Origin of the sequence: Halococcus sp. IIIV-5B (assembly GCF_003602035.1) — an archaeon.
Classification (GTDB): domain Archaea; phylum Halobacteriota; class Halobacteria; order Halobacteriales; family Halococcaceae; genus Halococcus; species Halococcus salsus.
Genome location: NZ_QZWE01000006.1, coordinates 1 through 15,286 on the forward strand (window position 1 = coordinate 1; position 15,286 = coordinate 15,286).

General features: G+C 68.1%; 20 protein-coding genes. 14 read left to right on the forward strand and 6 right to left on the reverse strand.

What is annotated here, in order from left to right; translation table 11 throughout:
• The coding region (locus D3261_RS05930; protein ID WP_120070225.1) for an AEC family transporter at positions 1 to 798 on the forward strand (798 nt) is incomplete at its 5' end.
• Positions 799 to 896: 98 nt separating this feature from the next.
• Here the strand turns inward: D3261_RS05930 and D3261_RS20655 are convergent.
• A complete protein-coding gene (locus D3261_RS20655; protein ID WP_233553903.1) occupies positions 897 to 1,076 on the reverse strand; it encodes a hypothetical protein in 180 nt (59 codons plus the stop codon).
• A 457-nt stretch (positions 1,077 to 1,533) separates the two neighbouring features.
• Here D3261_RS20655 and D3261_RS05935 point away from each other — a divergent pair, with 457 nt between their 5' ends.
• Complete coding sequence (locus tag D3261_RS05935; protein ID WP_120070624.1) at positions 1,534 to 1,812, forward strand: hypothetical protein; 279 nt, start codon at positions 1,534 to 1,536, stop codon at positions 1,810 to 1,812.
• 52 nt (positions 1,813 to 1,864) lie between these two features.
• Here the strand turns inward: D3261_RS05935 and artA are convergent, their stop codons facing one another.
• From artA to D3261_RS05955, 4 genes are all read right to left on the reverse strand, one after another.
• The gene (gene artA, locus D3261_RS05940) at positions 1,865 to 2,791 is read right to left on the reverse strand and encodes an archaeosortase A (protein WP_120070228.1); all 927 of its coding nucleotides are present in this window, start codon (positions 2,789 to 2,791) and stop codon (positions 1,865 to 1,867) included.
• A 97-nt stretch (positions 2,792 to 2,888) separates the two neighbouring features.
• Positions 2,889 to 4,700 (reverse strand): BGTF surface domain-containing protein, encoded by a 1,812-nt coding sequence (locus D3261_RS05945; RefSeq protein ID WP_233553904.1) that lies wholly within the window; start codon positions 4,698 to 4,700, stop codon positions 2,889 to 2,891.
• Between the two features lie 199 nt (positions 4,701 to 4,899).
• On the reverse strand, positions 4,900 to 5,529 hold the full coding sequence (locus tag D3261_RS05950) for a fibrillarin-like rRNA/tRNA 2'-O-methyltransferase (protein ID WP_120070233.1): 630 nt from the start codon (positions 5,527 to 5,529) through the stop codon (positions 4,900 to 4,902).
• Positions 5,516 to 6,358, reverse strand: a complete 843-nt coding sequence (locus tag D3261_RS05955; protein WP_120070235.1) for an NOP5/NOP56 family protein — start codon at positions 6,356 to 6,358, stop codon at positions 5,516 to 5,518. Before D3261_RS05955 ends, D3261_RS05950 begins: the two co-directional genes overlap by 14 nt.
• A gap of 153 nt (positions 6,359 to 6,511) precedes the next feature.
• Between D3261_RS05955 and D3261_RS05960 the strand changes: the two genes are divergently transcribed.
• The 6 genes from D3261_RS05960 (at position 6,512) to D3261_RS05985 (ending at position 9,095) form a co-directional block, all read left to right on the forward strand.
• Entirely contained in the window at positions 6,512 to 7,207 is a 696-nt protein-coding gene (locus D3261_RS05960; RefSeq protein WP_120070237.1) for a ferritin-like domain-containing protein, read from the forward strand.
• A 114-nt stretch (positions 7,208 to 7,321) separates the two neighbouring features.
• Positions 7,322 to 7,507, forward strand: a complete 186-nt coding sequence (locus tag D3261_RS05965; protein WP_120070240.1) for an HVO_2753 family zinc finger protein — start codon at positions 7,322 to 7,324, stop codon at positions 7,505 to 7,507.
• A gap of 1 nt (position 7,508) precedes the next feature.
• Positions 7,509 to 7,775 (forward strand): elongation factor 1-beta, encoded by a 267-nt coding sequence (locus D3261_RS05970; protein ID WP_120070243.1) that lies wholly within the window; start codon positions 7,509 to 7,511, stop codon positions 7,773 to 7,775.
• Between the two features lie 52 nt (positions 7,776 to 7,827).
• Positions 7,828 to 8,118: a 50S ribosomal protein L21e gene (locus D3261_RS05975; protein WP_120070246.1), complete on the forward strand. Its 291-nt coding sequence runs from the start codon at positions 7,828 to 7,830 to the stop codon at positions 8,116 to 8,118.
• A complete protein-coding gene (locus tag D3261_RS05980) occupies positions 8,115 to 8,471 on the forward strand; it encodes an RNA polymerase Rpb4 family protein (protein WP_120070248.1) in 357 nt (118 codons plus the stop codon). Before D3261_RS05975 ends, D3261_RS05980 begins: the two co-directional genes overlap by 4 nt.
• Positions 8,472 to 8,513: 42 nt before the next feature.
• Positions 8,514 to 9,095 (forward strand): DUF655 domain-containing protein, encoded by a 582-nt coding sequence (locus tag D3261_RS05985; protein ID WP_120070251.1) that lies wholly within the window; start codon positions 8,514 to 8,516, stop codon positions 9,093 to 9,095.
• A 2-nt stretch (positions 9,096 to 9,097) separates the two neighbouring features.
• Here the strand turns inward: D3261_RS05985 and D3261_RS05990 are convergent, their stop codons facing one another.
• Positions 9,098 to 9,892, reverse strand: coding sequence for a phosphorylase (locus tag D3261_RS05990; protein ID WP_120070254.1), 795 nt, complete (start codon positions 9,890 to 9,892; stop codon positions 9,098 to 9,100).
• A gap of 101 nt (positions 9,893 to 9,993) precedes the next feature.
• Between D3261_RS05990 and D3261_RS05995 the strand changes: the two genes are divergently transcribed.
• The 6 genes from D3261_RS05995 to D3261_RS06015 all read left to right on the forward strand — a co-directional run bounded on the left by D3261_RS05995 (position 9,994) and on the right by D3261_RS06015 (position 15,069).
• Entirely contained in the window at positions 9,994 to 10,848 is an 855-nt protein-coding gene (locus D3261_RS05995) for a 16S ribosomal RNA methyltransferase A (protein ID WP_120070257.1), read from the forward strand.
• A gap of 70 nt (positions 10,849 to 10,918) precedes the next feature.
• Complete coding sequence (locus D3261_RS19690) at positions 10,919 to 11,152, forward strand: hypothetical protein (protein WP_147464933.1); 234 nt, start codon at positions 10,919 to 10,921, stop codon at positions 11,150 to 11,152.
• Between the two features lie 36 nt (positions 11,153 to 11,188).
• A complete protein-coding gene (locus D3261_RS06000; RefSeq protein WP_233553905.1) occupies positions 11,189 to 12,373 on the forward strand; it encodes a mechanosensitive ion channel family protein in 1,185 nt (394 codons plus the stop codon).
• Positions 12,373 to 12,942, forward strand: coding sequence for a HemK2/MTQ2 family protein methyltransferase (locus D3261_RS06005; protein WP_120070259.1), 570 nt, complete (start codon positions 12,373 to 12,375; stop codon positions 12,940 to 12,942). The genes D3261_RS06000 and D3261_RS06005 overlap by 1 nt, the downstream gene beginning before the upstream one ends.
• 61 nt (positions 12,943 to 13,003) lie before the next feature.
• A complete protein-coding gene (locus tag D3261_RS06010; RefSeq protein WP_120070262.1) occupies positions 13,004 to 14,008 on the forward strand; it encodes a 5-methyltetrahydropteroyltriglutamate--homocysteine methyltransferase in 1,005 nt (334 codons plus the stop codon).
• Positions 14,005 to 15,069 (forward strand): methionine synthase, encoded by a 1,065-nt coding sequence (locus D3261_RS06015; protein WP_120070264.1) that lies wholly within the window; start codon positions 14,005 to 14,007, stop codon positions 15,067 to 15,069. Before D3261_RS06010 ends, D3261_RS06015 begins: the two co-directional genes overlap by 4 nt.
• The last annotated feature ends 217 nt before the right edge of the window (positions 15,070 to 15,286 follow it).

The window sequence follows — 15,286 nt, forward strand, 5'->3', positions numbered from 1 at the left end:
GCCTACTACGTCGCGCTCCCGGCGCTGATCTTCGTCTCGACCTACTCCCGCTCGGTGAGCGAGATCCTCTCGCCCGCGCTCGTGGTCGGGGTGTTCGCCGTCTTCTTCGGGACCGTGGCGGTCGCGTTCGTCGTCCACCGTCGCCACGACGCGAGCGCCCGACGGAGCGTCGCGACGGTGCAGTCCTACCACTCGAACCTCGGCTATCTCGGCGTCCCGCTGGTCGCCGCGACGTTCAACGACCACGTCACCGCCGCCGCGAGCGCGATCCTCGGGATGGTCTCGCTGGTGCAGATCCCGCTGACGGTGTTCGTGCTCTCGTCGATCAACGGGGCCGACACCACGCTTCGGCACGAGATCCGTCGGATCCTCACCACGCCAGTGCTGATCGCGTTGGTCGCCGGTCTCGGCGTCGGCTCGCTCGGGATCCCGGTTCCCGGCGCGGTCGCCGGCGGGCTCGACCTCCTCGGCCAGTTCGCGCTCCCGCTGGCGCTGCTGTGTGTCGGCTCGTCGCTCGAGATCGACCTTCCGGCGGTGGACGTCGGCGCGGTCGCTGGGGTCGTCGGCCTCAAGATCCTCGTAATGCCGGCGCTCGCGTGGGCGGTCTTCTCGACCCTCCACGCCGACACCGCGACGTTCACCGCCGGCGTCGTGATGTTCGCGACCCCCACGGCGGTCTCGACGTTCGTCTTCGCCAACGAGCTCGGCGGCGACGAGGCGTTCGCCTCGCTCAACGTCTTCCTCACCACGCTGGTCTCGATGGGGTCGCTGTTCGTCTTCCTCACGGTACTCGGGTGAGATAGCCAGATCTGTCGGCTCGTGTTCGTTCGTGGACCTGTCACGCTATCGCGTCCCGCAGTAGTTTTATTACTGACACTCGAATCGATCAGGTTACGTCATCCGCCCGGCGCTGTGCCGGGCACGAGGTGACACCGACCGACGATGACCCGCATTCCACACGACTGGTGTGCTTTCGACGGCACACCCACGTCCGGCACGCCCTCGGATACCTGCTGGAACGGCAATCGCGGTTCCCCGGCGACGGGACGCGGTGGAATGCGGGCTGACTCGGTCACGGTCCACCTCGCGCAGTTCGTCCCCACCCGGTCCGCGTAGGCCACCCGGTTTCGAACCCACGCGGCCGGTTTCTCTCGCCATCGACCGGCGAGCGAAGCCTCGAAGTGTCGGGGAGGACTGCGGCGTTCTCGTCTGCTTCCTGTCGTGACTGGGTCCCGAACCGGAGCCGCGCGGCCGTTCGGGCCGACTGTCCGATGACGGATCGGTCCCGCCCTCGACGGCGACGGTTCCTCGACGGCGGGACGAACGCACCGCCCCGCTCGATCCGGGATCGACCCCCCTGCCTCGATGTCGGGGGAGGGCTCGGTCCCTCGCCAGCCCGCGACCACGAACCGGCGACGACTCGCTGCCGGTTCGCGACGGCGCAGTGGTCCCGTGAGAGGCATCGCTGTGTCGTCCGAGGGTCGCGGGTGGGTCGAGCGGGGCCGCACGAACGACGCACCCGACGGAGAATCCATGCAACGAACCGACGACTCGACGCTCGAATCGAACGCGACGAACGACTGGCGCGCGGGCGCTGTCCGACGAGCCACGGCGGCCGAACGTCCCACGAGGATGCTGGCGGTCGTGGCCGTCACGACTGGTCTGGTCTGGGTGATGGCGTTCGCGCTCTCCGCTCCCGGCGTGGCCGTGCTGCTCGCCGCGTTCGCGTGCCTGCTGACCATGCCGGTCGTGCTGCCCTACGTGGTCGTGCGCGCGGTCACGGCGGTCCTGCGGTACCAGGAGGGTCGGTGAGCGGCGCACCCGGCGCTCCGCCCATTACCGGGTCGAATACGGCTACTTCGGGTCAGCCGAGCTGTCCGCGGAGGTCGTACTCGGTGCCGGTGGCCATGAAGAGCACGTCCTCTATCACCACCATCACCTCGGGGAGCTCTCGGACCACGATCCAGGTGATGGCGACCAGCGCGACCACCGAGAGGCTCTGGGCGAGCACGCGGTCCGCGACGAAGTACGAGACCTTGTAGGGGTCGTCGGTGCCGAAGACCGTCATCACGAGGTTCGGGAAGACGTCGAACTTCTGGAGGCCGAACCCGAGCCCGATGAAGACGTTCCGGACGAGGTTCAGCCCGTAGATAACGGGGATCGAGACCGCGAGCGCGCGGAGCTTGCGCGAGAGCGGCGCGTCGGCCGCCGCGATGAGCCCCGCGAAGATCGCCATGCTGCCGATGCCCGTACACGCGATCAGGATGGTGTAGGTGATGGTGTGGCCGTCGGTGACGAACCAGAAGGTGCTGTGGTAGTCTGGGTGACCGCCGCTCGGGACCATCGTGCCCGGAACCACCGTGGGGTCGGCCCCCAGCAGCCCCATCAGGAAGGCGGTCTGGGCGGTGACGGTCTCGATCAGGAACTCCGTCAGGACCGGGATCGACTCGAACGGGAAGAAGACGACCCCCATCGCGGCGACCGCCCGCGAGAGCACGAACAGCGAATCACGGCCGCGGGCGAGCAACAGCCCCGCGTAGAGGCTCGCCGGCACCGCGACCAGCGTTCCGATCCCCTCGATGATGCTCTTCTGGACGAACGCGAAGTGATGGAACACCGAGAACCAGAACGCGGCGAAGACCACCCACCCCGCGACCGTGACGGGTCGTGCGAACCGGCTGTCGCGCCACGCGAGGAGCGCGCCGGCGACGAAGGTCAGAACCGACAGCCACGCGAGCGCGTCGGCGAACCGACCCACCCACGCGAGCGCCGAGAGCACCGCGTCGATCATTCACCGGTGGTAGGTCGATGCGGGCAATAGGTGTTGTCGTTTTCGCCACCACGATCGTCCCCTCGCGCCGGCGTCACTCCTGCCGCTCCGACTCGTCTCAGCGCACGCGCCACGCGACCAGGCCCGCGACCAGCACCGCGAGAACGGCGACTACCGGACCGAGACCGGGGCCGGTCTCGTCCGTCGTCCCGGCTCCCATCGTCGTCCCCGCCGTGTCACCGCCAGCCGTCGTGGCCACGAGCGTCCCCGTCGCGTTCGGGGCGGTCGACGCGTTCGCGCCCGTGTCCGGGCGCTGGGTGGTCTCCACGACGGTCGCCCGCGCGCTCGCCGCCACCGGGGTTCCGTCGACGGTGTACGGGCGGTCCTGGGTCCCGTTCGCGCTCGCGAAGTCGTAGACCTGGTTCTCGTTCGAGTCGGTGTGGACCACCGCGCGTACCCGAGCGTCGTCGTCGAGCGGCCGATCGAGCTGGACGGTCACGTTCCGGCTGGTGCCGTTCTCGAGGTAGCTCGACACCCCGACGAGCCGTTCGGTGGTGCCGTTCGAGGCGTTGACGACCACGAAGCCGCCGGCGGGCAGCGTCACGCTGTCGAGGCGGATCGTCTCGCCGCCGGTGGTCTGGTCGGCGAGCGACACCGCGGCGGTCCCGCCGGCGGTGTCGGTCGACTGTCTCGCCCGGACGATCGTGCTCGTGCTGTCGCTGGTGTTGAGCGGCCCGGTGGCCTCGACCATCACCGGCGTTCTGGCCCCGACCTGCGAGAGGTTGAACGTCGCGGCGAAGCTTCCGTTGGGCTTCACCCGCGTGGTGTTGGTCTTGACGAACGAGTCGGAGGCGTTCCGCTGGAGGCGGACCGTCACCTCGCTGCCGGGCGCGACGCTCGTTGTTCCCCGCACCGTCTGATTGGTGTCGGCCGAGAGCGAGAGCGCCCCCAACCCGAGTTCGGCCCCGACCACGGTGACGTTCGCCGAGACGGTTCGGTCGTCGCCCGCGAAGCCCTCGCTGCCGTTGAGCGTGAGTGCGGTTTCGAACTCGTCGCCCGCGGCGAGGCTCCCGTTCTCGAAGACCGCCGTGGTGGTGTTGACGTTGACGTAGAGCACGTCGTTCCCGCCGTCGGGGATCACCCGTATCGAGTCGTTTTCGAGGCTCCGTGCCAGGTCGAGGCGTTTGGGCGGTCGGTTGGTCTCGGGGTTGGTCTGCACCATCGAGAAGTCGAGCGTCCCGGTCTCGACGAGCGTCGAGAAGTTCGAGGCCGCGAGCACACCGTAGACCCCGGAGACGCGGAACTGGTTCACCGCGACGTCGCCGTTCGCGACCGAGTCGGTCGTCGTGATCCGGCCGGCGTTGACCGCGGTGGCCACGTCGCGCGCGGTGGTGACGTTGTCGAAGCTCGCCGCCGGCGCGGTCCACGTCGCGAGGTCGCCGTCCGTCCGACCCATGAGTTCGAGCGACGCGGTGTCGGTCTCGCGACCGTCGACCGCGACCGAGAGGTTGTACGTGCTGACTTCGAGTGGGGCGTCGAGCGGTTCAGTGGTGCGGTTCGTCTCGGTCACAGTGTCGTTGCCGGCGCGGTAGACTTCGCTCTCGTTTTCCCCCGTCCCCGCGAGGTAGGTGTTCATGCGCAGCGTGACCTGCCCGTCGCCGTCGGTGTCGTTGACCGTCACGTTGGTCGCGTAGTTGACCGCCCCACTCCCGACCGTGACGGTCGCGCTCGTCGTCCCCGCGAGGGTCACCGGGATCGCGGCGATATCGCCGCGGTGCTCGGCGACGGTCGAGCGGTTGAAGGTCGCGGTTTCGGTCGCGTTACCGGCGTCCTGAGCGCTCGTCGGGAGGGCCATCACGCCGGCGACCGTCGCGAGAACGACCAACGCGACGAGCGCCACGCCGATCCGACGGCGTCGTGGGCTCGTCACGGTCGGTCCGCACGGTGACCGTCGGCGGTTCCGCGATTCGCGGCTCCCGGCTGCAGCGGCTGCTGGTCCGTGGACTGGCGATCGGGGGGCAGTCGTGGCATCATTCGTCGGCGTCTGCCTCGAAGGAACTACCCATCTGGTAAGTGCTTTGTGGTGAGGGGAGCCGGCTCCCCAAAACAGCGGACGGCGAAGCGACGGGTCAGCGCGGCTCGGCGACCACCGCAAGATGGTCGGCGTGGAACGGGTCGAGCCGTTTCGTTTCGAGGACCCGATACTCGTTCCGGAGGTCGTCGAGCGCGTCCTCGAAGACCGCCTCGGGGTCGCGGACGGTGTCCTCGCTTCGAGCCTTGACCACCGCGGCCAGCCGGCCGTCGTCGGCGAGGAACCGTCGGTTCGCACACGCGACGCGCGCCTGCCCCCGAGTCGCCACGTCCTGAACGAGTACGTCGAGGTCGGCCTCGACGACGTGACCGTAGCTCGCGGGTTTCCGCGCGTCCTTCAGGAGCGGGACCAGGGCATCACGTGTCCCGGCCACGTCGACGAGGTCGCGCATCGGGCGGGCGGCGAACTCGACCGCGTAGACCACCCGCGCGACGTCGGCGACGTGGCTCGCGGTGGTGCCGTTCGCCGCGCCGAGGTAGAGTACCCGGTCGCCGTCCTGGAGTCCGGGATCCATCCCGCGTTCGTACATCGCGCCGAGTTTCGAGCGCCGGGCGTCCCACGCGCGCCAGCCCTCGGCGGTCGGTTCGCCGTACACCGGTTCGCCACGGGTCGCGAGGCGCTCCTCGCCGTCGAATTCTTGATATTCGACCCCCTCAGGCAGATCCATCGGTTGCCTCCGTATTGCCCCTGATCTGGGCGATCCGGTAGGCCAGTTCGTCGTCGAGTTCGGGCCGGCGGTCGCCGGCGTAGTGGTCGATCCGGGCGGCGATCGTGAGCTTCCCGGCGAGCGCCCGCGCGGCCGACCCGCGTTTTTCGGGCCGGGTCCCGCGGACGGACTCGTGGACGTAGATCACGCCGTGTTTCGGCGAGGGGGCGGTGCCTCGAAGGTGGGCGAACAGGGCCTCCTCCGCACCGAGGAGCTGGACGGTGCTGCTCGACGTTCTCGCCAGCGATTTCAGCCCACCGGCGAGCGAGAGGAGGCGGGCCGCGAGCGTCGGTCCCGCGAGCGCCGTGAGGTTCGGGGCGACCGTCGGGAGGGCCCGTTCGAGGAACGTTTCGAGCGCGGCGCGTTCGTCGTCGAGCGCGACCGCGCGACCCGCGAGCGACCGGACCCGTTCGTCCGTGGGGTCGTCGGCGTCCTCGTGGGCGAGTTCGCGGCAGAACTCGACCCCGGTTCCCGCGTCGTCCGAGCGGCTCCCCGCCCACTCGGCGACGCGTTCGGCGAGTTCGTTCGCCGTCCGTTCGGTGTCGTCCATCGCGCGAACCGCGTGGATGACCTGGCGGTCGTCGGCGCGCTCGCGTTCGGTCGCGGCCGTCCGGGCCGCCTCGGTGGCCGTGTCGTGAAGCGCCGCGTAGTACTCGTCCTCGTCGGCGGCGAAGCCGGCCTCGACCGCCAGCGCGGGCCAGTCGGCCGGGACGTCCGCGCTCCCCTCCCGGATGCGGTCGCGGGCCGCGGGGTCGTCGGACGCGAGCCCCGCGAACCATCCCTCTGTCATGGGGTGGCCTTTCGAACTCGCGCGCAAAAGCCGTCCGGTTCCCGCGACGGAGCCCCGAACCCATCAAATCTGGATGAATTTGGGTGTGTTTGTGGCATACTTTCATACCCTCGTTCGGCGGATGATAACCGTGCGGCAACGCACGTGACTCAAATGACAGACGAAAACACCGTACGTGAGGAGTCCGACGGACCGCTCGATTTCTTCGAGACGATGACCGAGAAGCTGGGTTCGCGCCGAAAGTTCATGGGCGACGCCGCGAAGGTCGGCGTCGGTGCCGTCGCGCTCTCGGCCGTGGGGGCCGGGACCGCGAGCGCATTCCACGAGTCCAGCGACGTCGACATCCTGAACTACGCGCTGACGCTCGAACACCTCGAAGCCACCTACTACGCCGAGTTCCTCGAAGAGCACTCCGAGAGCGACGTCGAGAGGTCGGCAGTGGCCCAGTACTTCGCTCGACCCACCCTCCGCTACTCGCTCTACCAGCAGATCGAGGACGTCGCGGATCACGAGGCCCAGCACGTCGACGCGCTGAGCCAGACCATCTCCGACCTCGGCGGCACGCCTGTCGAGGCCGCGGAGTACACCTTCCCCTACGACTCGATGGAGGAGTTCGTTGCCCTTTCGGACCGCATCGAGGCGGTCGGCGTCTCGGCCTACGCAGGTGCCGCGCCGTACATCGAGAACGACGACGTGCTCGCGGCGGCGCTCTCGATCCACAGCGTGGAGGCCAACCACTCGACGTTCTTCAACGTCCTCAACCTCCAGCGCGCCGCGCCGAACGCGTTCAACCCGGCCCGCGACAAGGACCAGGTGCTCGGCATCGTCACGCCGCTCATCGACTCGTAGAACACCCAACTCACCGCTTTTTGGCCGTTACACCCGCCAGCAGTGCCGTCGCCGTCACGGCTCCGGTCCGCGCGGTTTCGACAGGATTTAACCCGCGGGTACACACGTCCCGGTATGAGTCAGAGCGATGCCGACGGTACGCCCGCGCGGACCTGTGTCTCGTGTGGGACCAACATCTCCGGGACCAACGCCGCGAAGTTCCCGTGTCCCGACTGTGGCCACCAGATCTACCGCGACGCCAACTGCCGCAAGCAGAGCACCCTCTACGAATGCCCGCGGTGTGGCTTCACGGGGCCGTAAAATGGGGAAAGTCGCCGCGAAACTCAAGGTGATGCCCGAAAGTCCCGACGTCGACCTCGACGACCTCCAGGACGAGCTCGAGGAGAGCCTGCCGGAGGGCGCGAAGATCAACGGCTTCGAGCGCGACGACGTCGCCTTCGGGCTGGTCGCGCTGCTCCCCACCGTCATCGTTCCCGACGACGCGGGCGGGACGGAGTCCGTCGAGGAGGCCTTCGCCGCCCTCGACCGTGTCGAGAGCGTCGCGGTCGAGAACGTCGGCCGGATCTGAGCGACGGGAGAACGCACGTTTTATGGCCGCCGACGCATAACCCGGTTCTACCATGCCCAACTCCAAGGGACCCCTCAAGAAGACCCGGAATAAGCTCTCGAACGACCCGCGCGACCGCGGCACCTCGCCGCCCCAGCGCGCCATCGAGGACTTCGACGAGGGCGAACGCGTCCACCTTCGTCTTGACCCCAGCGTTCCCGACGGTCGGTTCCACCCCCGCTTCAACGGCCACACCGGCGAGGTGCTCGGTCGACAGGGTCGGGCCTACCGGGTTCGGATCAACGACGGCGGCAAGGACAAGACCCTGATCGCGATCCCCGCCCACCTCCGCCGCCAGGAATGACGATCTTCAAGCGGAAACTCGACGAGGAGTACCTCACGCTCGCCGAGACCAAGGAGCTCCTCGCCGACATCGAGGCCGAACGCGCCGCCGACCCCGACCGGGAGCTGCGCTACGAGCTCCACCGCGCGATCGAGCACGTCAACCGGTTCTCCGAGCTCACGGTCGAGGAGTCCCAGGAGTTCGTCGACGAACTCGACGACTTCGAGAAGATCAACGAGCCCACGGCGTACAAGATCGCGAACCTCAAACCCGCCAACCGCGACGAGCTCCGGGCGGTGTTCGCCCAGGAGCGCTACTCCCTCTCGGGCGACGAGCTCGACGAGGTGCTCGACGTCGTCGCTCGGTACGCCTGAGCCGGCGCGAATTTAAGTGCGTCCTCGGCGTACGGGACCGGCATGAGCGACGCCAAACAGAGCGGTGATACGGACGACCGCCGTGTCGTCGTGCTCGACCTCCTCCCGAACGGCCGTGCCGACGACGACCGCCCGCCCAATCGGAAGTCCCCGCTCGCCTACTGTCTCCGTGAGACCGACTTCTCGCTCGTCGAACTCACGCTCGCCGGCGAGACCGACATCGGTTTCAGCGACCGGGTTCGCACCGACGGCGAGAGCGTCGAGCGCTTCCGGACCGTGACCTTCGAGGACGTCTCGAGCGCCGCGCGCTCGGAGCTCGAGTACGCCGTCGAGGACCTCATCGACCGCGAGGAGACCCGGTTCGTCGACTTCTACAACGACGCCCAGCCGATCAGCCTCCGGCTCCACCAGCTCAACCTCCTCCCGGGGATCGGCAAGAAGCTCCGGAACTCGATCCTCGACGAACGGAAACGAACCCCGTTCGAGAGCTTCGACGACCTCGAAGAACGCGTCGCGGGCCTCCACCGCCCGAAGGAGATCCTCGTCGAACGGATCCTCGAAGAGCTCCGGGACGAGGACCTGAAGTATCGGATCTTCGTGGGACGCGAACCGGTCGAGGAGTGACGTCACGCGGCGTTCGACACCGAGCCGTGTGTTTCGATATCCGCGACGAGCGCATCCCGAACCGGTGTCAAGAGGGCCGCTAATCCGTCGATCGTCGACCCCGTTTTCGGTTCCCAGTCATCGGCCAGCACGAGGTCGAACGGACGGAGCACCGCCGCGGCATCCACGTCCCGGTACTCCGCGACCGCGAACACCGTCGCGGCCTCCATCTCGACGGCGAGCACGCCTTCGTCGCGGTAGTGTTCGATCTCGGGGACCGTCTCGCGGAAGATCGCGTCGGTGGTCCACGACGAACCGGTTCGGTGGTCGACGTCGGTGTCGTCGAACGTGTCCGCCAGCACGCTCACGAGTCGTTCGCTCGCGTCGGCGTACCGCTCCGGCGGGAGATAGTGGTGTGAAACGCCGTCGTCACGGATCGCGCGGTCACAGACGACCGGTTCACCCGGTGCGACGTTTCCGCCCAGACCACCGCAGCCACCGAGGACACAGAACCGCTCGGTTCCGAGCTCGATGAGGTGTTCCATGGCGATGGCCGTCACCGGTCCGCCGATCCCGAAGCCGCCGAGAACGCCGACCCGGCCGTCGGTTCCCGATAGCGAATGAAGTCGACCGGCACCCGGGTATTCGACCTCGGCTTCGGTGTGTGCTTCGACGACGTGGTCGAAGAACGGTGGTTGATAACAGAGGACGACCGCTTCCGGTATGTCGCTGACGGCAACGTCCTTCGCCTCGTGGAAGGCGCTTGGCGTGAGATACGCCGACGCACCGTGTTTGTCGGGATAGTTCGGAACCGGCATGTCCCGTTTCGATGGTCGGGCGGTATCAGTGTTGGCCGCCGAGACCACGCGCACGACCGAGAGCGGGAGGTTTTACATCTGGCGGGCAACAAACCCACTCAATGACCGAACCCGAGGGTTCGCGAGCCCGGCGCGACCCCGACGCGTTGCTGGCGCGGGCGGGCGTCCGCGGCGACCGGAACCAGGACCAGCACTTCCTCGTCGACGACCGGGTGCTCGACCGCCTTCCCGAGTACGCAACCGAGTTCGACACGAGCCACGTCCTCGAGGTCGGGGCGGGCACCGGCGGGCTGACCGACCGACTGCTCGCCGACGCCGAGCACGTGACCGCCGTCGAGCGGGACGTCCGCCTCGTGGAGTTCCTCCGCGAGGAGTTCGCGAGCGCGGTCGATGCCGGGCGGCTCGACGTGGTCGCCGGCGACACGCTCGACGTCGACCTGCCCGAGTTCTCCGCCTCGGTCTCGAACCTCCCCTACGGGAGTTCGAGCGAGCTCTTGTTCCGTCTCCTGCCGCGAGAGCGCCCGCTGGTGGTGATGGTGCAGGCGGAGTTCGCCAAGCGGATGGTCGCCGAGCCGGGAACCTCGGAATACGGCCGGCTGTCGGTGACGGCGGGTCACTACGCCGACGCCGAGATCGTCGAGCGCGTCCCGCGCGAGGCGTTCTCGCCACCGCCCGCCGTCGAGAGCGCGGTGGTACGGACCACGCCGCGCGAGCCCGACTACGAGGTCCCCGAGGACGCCTTCTTCGCGTTCGTCCGCGGGGTGTTCACCCAGCGCCGAAAGACGATGCGCAACGCGATCCGCAACACCACCCACATCACCGGTATCGACGACGCGGCGGCCGTCGTCGCGGCCGCGGACGACGACCTGCTCGGGAGCCGCGCGGGCGAGCTCCGTCCCAACGAGTTCGCCGCGCTCACGACCCTCGCGATCGAGGACGGAGGGCTCACGGTGTGACGGCTCGCGGTCCACGCCGTCCGCACCGCCCGCGTTCCGGCCACCCCACTCGAACGCCGTCGTCCGGTCCGTGGCTGAAGCCCCCCTCAACCGTTCGAACCTGGCAGTTTCAAGCAACGACCCGAAGGACCCCGATACCCTACCACGCCCCATGGCGATCATCGAGGACATCCGGGAGAGCCTCTCCCCGGCGTCCACCGACGACGAGACGACGCGGTACCGGTGTGTCGACTGTCTCACGGAGTTCGACGAGCAAAAGCAGATCTGTCCGAAGTGTGGCGGTGCCGAGTTCGACCGGCTGTAGCGGGTCGGGACGAGCGGGGTCGTTCCCCGCCAACCGATGGCCCGCGACAGCGACCGTGCGATCCGGGGGTGGTCGCCGGTGATCCTCGCGACCGGCTTCGTCAGGTGGCTCCAGACGACGTACTTCTCCTCGGTAGGCGCACGTGTGCTCGGAACCCTCGGGGCGTTGGTACTGCTCGGGATCGTGGTCTACCTCGTCGACCGTGCAGGACGGCCGTTCAAGAACCGCTACAGCTCCCGGCTCACCGAGGCCTCCCAGGCGGGTTTCGTCGCGGTCTGGGTGGTCGCCACCGTCTACTTGCTCACCGTGATCTGGCGGCGGGCCGACGGGGCCGCCCACCTCATCACAAGGGCGTTGAGCATCAAACCCTGGACGGGGATCCGGATCCTCCTCATCATCTCGGTGGTCGTGATCGCGTACCTCTTGGTCCGACTGCTGAACCGCTCGATCGACCGTCTCTCGGAGGAACACGGTGCGATCACCGACCACCAGAGCGAGGTGGCCTACCACGTCGCCGACGTGGGTGTGTTCGTGCTCGCGGGCTTCATCTCGCTCGCGGTCTGGGGCGTCAGCCTCGGCAACCTCTTCCTCAGCGCGGGCGTTCTCGGGGCGGTCGTGGGGCTCGCGGGCCGGGAGACAATCGGCGCGGTCACCGCGGGCTTCGTCCTGCTCTTCTCGCGGCCGTTCCACGTCGGCGACTGGATCGAGGTCGAAGACCACGAGGGCGTCGTGCGCGACGTCACCATCGTCAACACCAAACTCCGGACGTTCGACGACGAGCACGTCCTGATCCCGAACGACGAGATCACCTCCAATCCCCTGGTGAACCGTTCGGAGAACGACCGCCTCCGGATCGATCTCGAAGTCGGTGTCGACTACGAGACCGACCTCGACCGAGCGATGGAGGTCGCCCAGGAGGCGATGACCGACGTCGAGGCGGTGCGGGAGATACCGACCCCGCGCGTCATCTCGAAACGGTTCGCGGAGTCGGGGGTCGTCCTCGAACTCCGGTGGTGGATCGGCGACCCGAGCGCCCAGCGGCTCTGGAAGGCGAAGACCGCCGTCATCACCGACGTGAAAGCCGCCTTCGACCGCGAGGGGATCTCGATCCCCTACCCACAGCGCACCCTCAGCGCGCGCGAGGAGGCCACCTTCGAAATCGACGAGATGGCTTCGGAGGCGGTTCCGAGGTCGGACACGGCCACCGATGGGGGCGAGTGATGGGGCTCGACGCCCGCCGCGAACGCGACCGGGTCTATCAGCCGGCGGAGGATTCGGCCCTCCTCGCGAGCGCCGCGCGCGAGGCCGCGTCGTCGACCGACCGCGTGCTCGACGTCGGGACCGGGTCGGGCTACGTCGCCCACGAGATGGCCGAGACCGGGGCCTGGGCCATCGGCGTCGACCGGAACCCCCACGCCTGTCGGGAGGCCCGCGACCACGGTATCGAGACCGTCCGTGGCGACCTCACCGCCCCGTTCGCGCCCGACTCGTTCGACCTCGTGACGTTCAACCCGCCGTATCTCCCGACCGACCCCGACGACGAGGCCGACGACTGGATGGGGGTCGCCCTCTCGGGTGGCGAGACGGGCCGAGCCGTGATCGAACCGTTCCTCGCCGACGTCGGTCGGGTGCTCGCCCCGTCCGGCCGCGTTCTCCTCCTCGTGAGCAGCCTCTCCGACATCGACGTGGTTCGCGAGCGCGCGGCGAGCGCGGGCTTCGAGGCGACGGCCGTCGCCGAGGACTCGTTCCCCTTCGAGACGCTCGTGATACTCCGACTCGATCCGGTGTGATAACCATCGGGCATAACTCGGAGTAGAAAATATTAAAGACCCGCATCACGTCGGGTCGGCAATGACGGAACTCGTTGCGACGACACCGGGTGTCCTTCCGCTGCCGGACTGGGCGAAGGACCGATTGGGGAGTCTGAAGGGCCACCAGAAGGAGGACCTCGTCGACGGCGACGAGGGCGCGGAGATAACCGACGTCTACGACGAGGCGCGCGCGGCGGTCGCCGACTGGCAGACCACCGCCGGGCTCCACAGGGTTGGGGAGGGCCAGCTCCGGTGGGACGACATGCTCGCCCACCCGCTCTGCGTCCACGACGCGGTCGAGACGCGCGGTATCGTGCGCTACTACGACAACAACAACTTCTACCGGGAGCCGGTGGTCTCGGGCGAGCTCACCTTCGACGGCGACCTCGCCGACGACCTCGACGCGTTCGTGGCGATGGCGAACGCGCCCGAAAGCGTTCAGGCCGTGGTTCCGGGGCCGTACTCCCTCGCCGACCTCGCGACCGACGAGTTCTACGGCGACGAGGCGGCCTTCCTCGACGCCATCGCGAACTTCCTCGCGGGCGAGGTTCGGGCGTTCCCCGACGTCGAGACGGTGTTCGTGCTCGAACCCTCGCTGGTGACCGCCCCACCGAACGACGACCTCGCCGAGCGCGCGAGCGAGGCGCTCGATTCGGTGGCCGACGCGACCAGCGCCGACGTGGTGGTCCAGACCTACTGGGGCGCGCTGACCGAGAAGGTCCACGCCCACGTCCTCGACGCCGACGTCGACGCGGTCGGCTACGACTTCGTGACCAACCACGAGGACAATTTGTACAATATCAACGAGTACGGCACGAAGGACGACATCGCCCTCGGGCTCGTCGACGGCCAGAACACGCTGGTCGAGGACCCCGAGAAGGTGGCCGAACGGGTCGCGTGGGTCGAGTCGAACGTGCCGGCCGCCGACTTCGAGACGACCTACCTCACCACCAACACCGAGCTGTTCTACCTCCCAGTGAACCGAACCAAAGCCAAATTCGAGGCGCTTGCCGAAGGGGCCGCGCTCGCGGAGGCCGACGCATGAGCGACAACCGCGAGCAGTTCCGACCCGCCGATCACCCGAACGAGCACTTCATCCTCACCACCGTGGTGGGGAGCTACCCGAAACCCAAGTGGCTCGACCGGGTACGCGAACAGTACGAGGACCCCGACGGACCCTTCGACGACGACAACTGGGCCGAGGCCGCCGACGACGCCGCTCGGGTCATCACCGACGAGCACGAGCGCGCGGGGCTCGACGTCGTGGTCGACGGCGAGATGCGGCGGAACGAGATGGTGGAGTTCTTCGCCGAGCGGATCGAGGGCTACGAATTCAATGGACCAGTGAAGGTCTGGGGCCACAACTACTTCGACAAACCCTCCGTGACGGACACGGTCGCCTACGACGAGCCCTGGCTGGTCTCGGAGTTCGAGTTCACGGACGAGGCGACCGAACGGCCCGTCAAGGTACCGATCACGGGACCCTACACCCTCGCGAGCTGGAGTTTCAACGAGGCCTACGACGACGACCGCGACCTCGCGCTCGCGCTCGCGGACCTCGTGAACGAAGAGATCCAGAAGCTTGTCGAACAGGGTGCGCGCTACATCCAGATCGACGAGCCCGCGCTCGCCACCACGCCCGACGACCACGCCATCGTCGGCGAGGCGCTCGACCGGATCGTCGCCGACCTCCCCGAGGACGTCCGGATCGGCCTCCACGTCTGTTACGGGGACTACTCCCGGATCTACCCCGAGATCCTTGACTTCCCGATCGACGAGTTCGACGTCGAGCTCGCCAACGGCGACTACGAACAGCTCGACGTCTTCAAAGAGCCCGAGTTCACGGTCGACCTCGCGCTCGGCGTGACCGACGCCCACGTCGCGGCGGTCGAGTCCGTTCCGGAGATCAAGGAGAACATCAAGAAGGGACTCGAACTCGTCCCGCCCGAACGCCTCACCGTCAGCCCCGACTGCGGGCTGAAGCTCCTGCCGCGCGAGGTGGCCTACGGCAAGACCGCGAACATGGTCCAGGCCGCCCGCGAGGTCGAACACGAACTCGACGCCGGCGAGATCGAGGTCGGTACCTCGGCGACCGCCGACGACTGACCGTCGGGGGCGTCGCTGGAGCCGATGGATTTGCGGGCCGAGAACACCGCCGGCTACTTCCTCACCGCCGCGGACCCCTGCTGGTTCCTCGACCACTCCATCGACGACGACGAACCCGACGCGTAGCCCACGGTCGATGTGCCCGACGGCACCGCTGCCGGGTGTTTGATCCGCGCGGCTCGCCGAACGAACAAGGCTCCGGAGCGGTGCAGAAAGT

Coding starts and splice junctions, on each gene's coding strand:
- artA (WP_120070228.1), bottom strand. CDS start 2,791: ATGATCGACGCGGTGCTCTCGGCGCTCGCGTGGGTGGGTCGGTTCGCC.
- D3261_RS06000 (WP_233553905.1), top strand. CDS start 11,189: ATGGCCCGCGACAGCGACCGTGCGATCCGGGGGTGGTCGCCGGTGATC.
- D3261_RS06005 (WP_120070259.1), top strand. CDS start 12,373: ATGGGGCTCGACGCCCGCCGCGAACGCGACCGGGTCTATCAGCCGGCG.
- D3261_RS05975 (WP_120070246.1), top strand. CDS start 7,828: ATGCCCAACTCCAAGGGACCCCTCAAGAAGACCCGGAATAAGCTCTCG.
- D3261_RS05985 (WP_120070251.1), top strand. CDS start 8,514: ATGAGCGACGCCAAACAGAGCGGTGATACGGACGACCGCCGTGTCGTC.
- D3261_RS05995 (WP_120070257.1), top strand. CDS start 9,994: ATGACCGAACCCGAGGGTTCGCGAGCCCGGCGCGACCCCGACGCGTTG.
- D3261_RS06015 (WP_120070264.1), top strand. CDS start 14,005: ATGAGCGACAACCGCGAGCAGTTCCGACCCGCCGATCACCCGAACGAG.
- D3261_RS05950 (WP_120070233.1), bottom strand. CDS start 5,529: ATGGATCTGCCTGAGGGGGTCGAATATCAAGAATTCGACGGCGAGGAG.
- D3261_RS05970 (WP_120070243.1), top strand. CDS start 7,509: ATGGGGAAAGTCGCCGCGAAACTCAAGGTGATGCCCGAAAGTCCCGAC.
- D3261_RS05960 (WP_120070237.1), top strand. CDS start 6,512: ATGACAGACGAAAACACCGTACGTGAGGAGTCCGACGGACCGCTCGAT.
- D3261_RS05990 (WP_120070254.1), bottom strand. CDS start 9,892: ATGCCGGTTCCGAACTATCCCGACAAACACGGTGCGTCGGCGTATCTC.
- D3261_RS05980 (WP_120070248.1), top strand. CDS start 8,115: ATGACGATCTTCAAGCGGAAACTCGACGAGGAGTACCTCACGCTCGCC.
- D3261_RS06010 (WP_120070262.1), top strand. CDS start 13,004: ATGACGGAACTCGTTGCGACGACACCGGGTGTCCTTCCGCTGCCGGAC.
- D3261_RS05965 (WP_120070240.1), top strand. CDS start 7,322: ATGAGTCAGAGCGATGCCGACGGTACGCCCGCGCGGACCTGTGTCTCG.
- D3261_RS05955 (WP_120070235.1), bottom strand. CDS start 6,358: ATGACAGAGGGATGGTTCGCGGGGCTCGCGTCCGACGACCCCGCGGCC.
- D3261_RS05935 (WP_120070624.1), top strand. CDS start 1,534: ATGCAACGAACCGACGACTCGACGCTCGAATCGAACGCGACGAACGAC.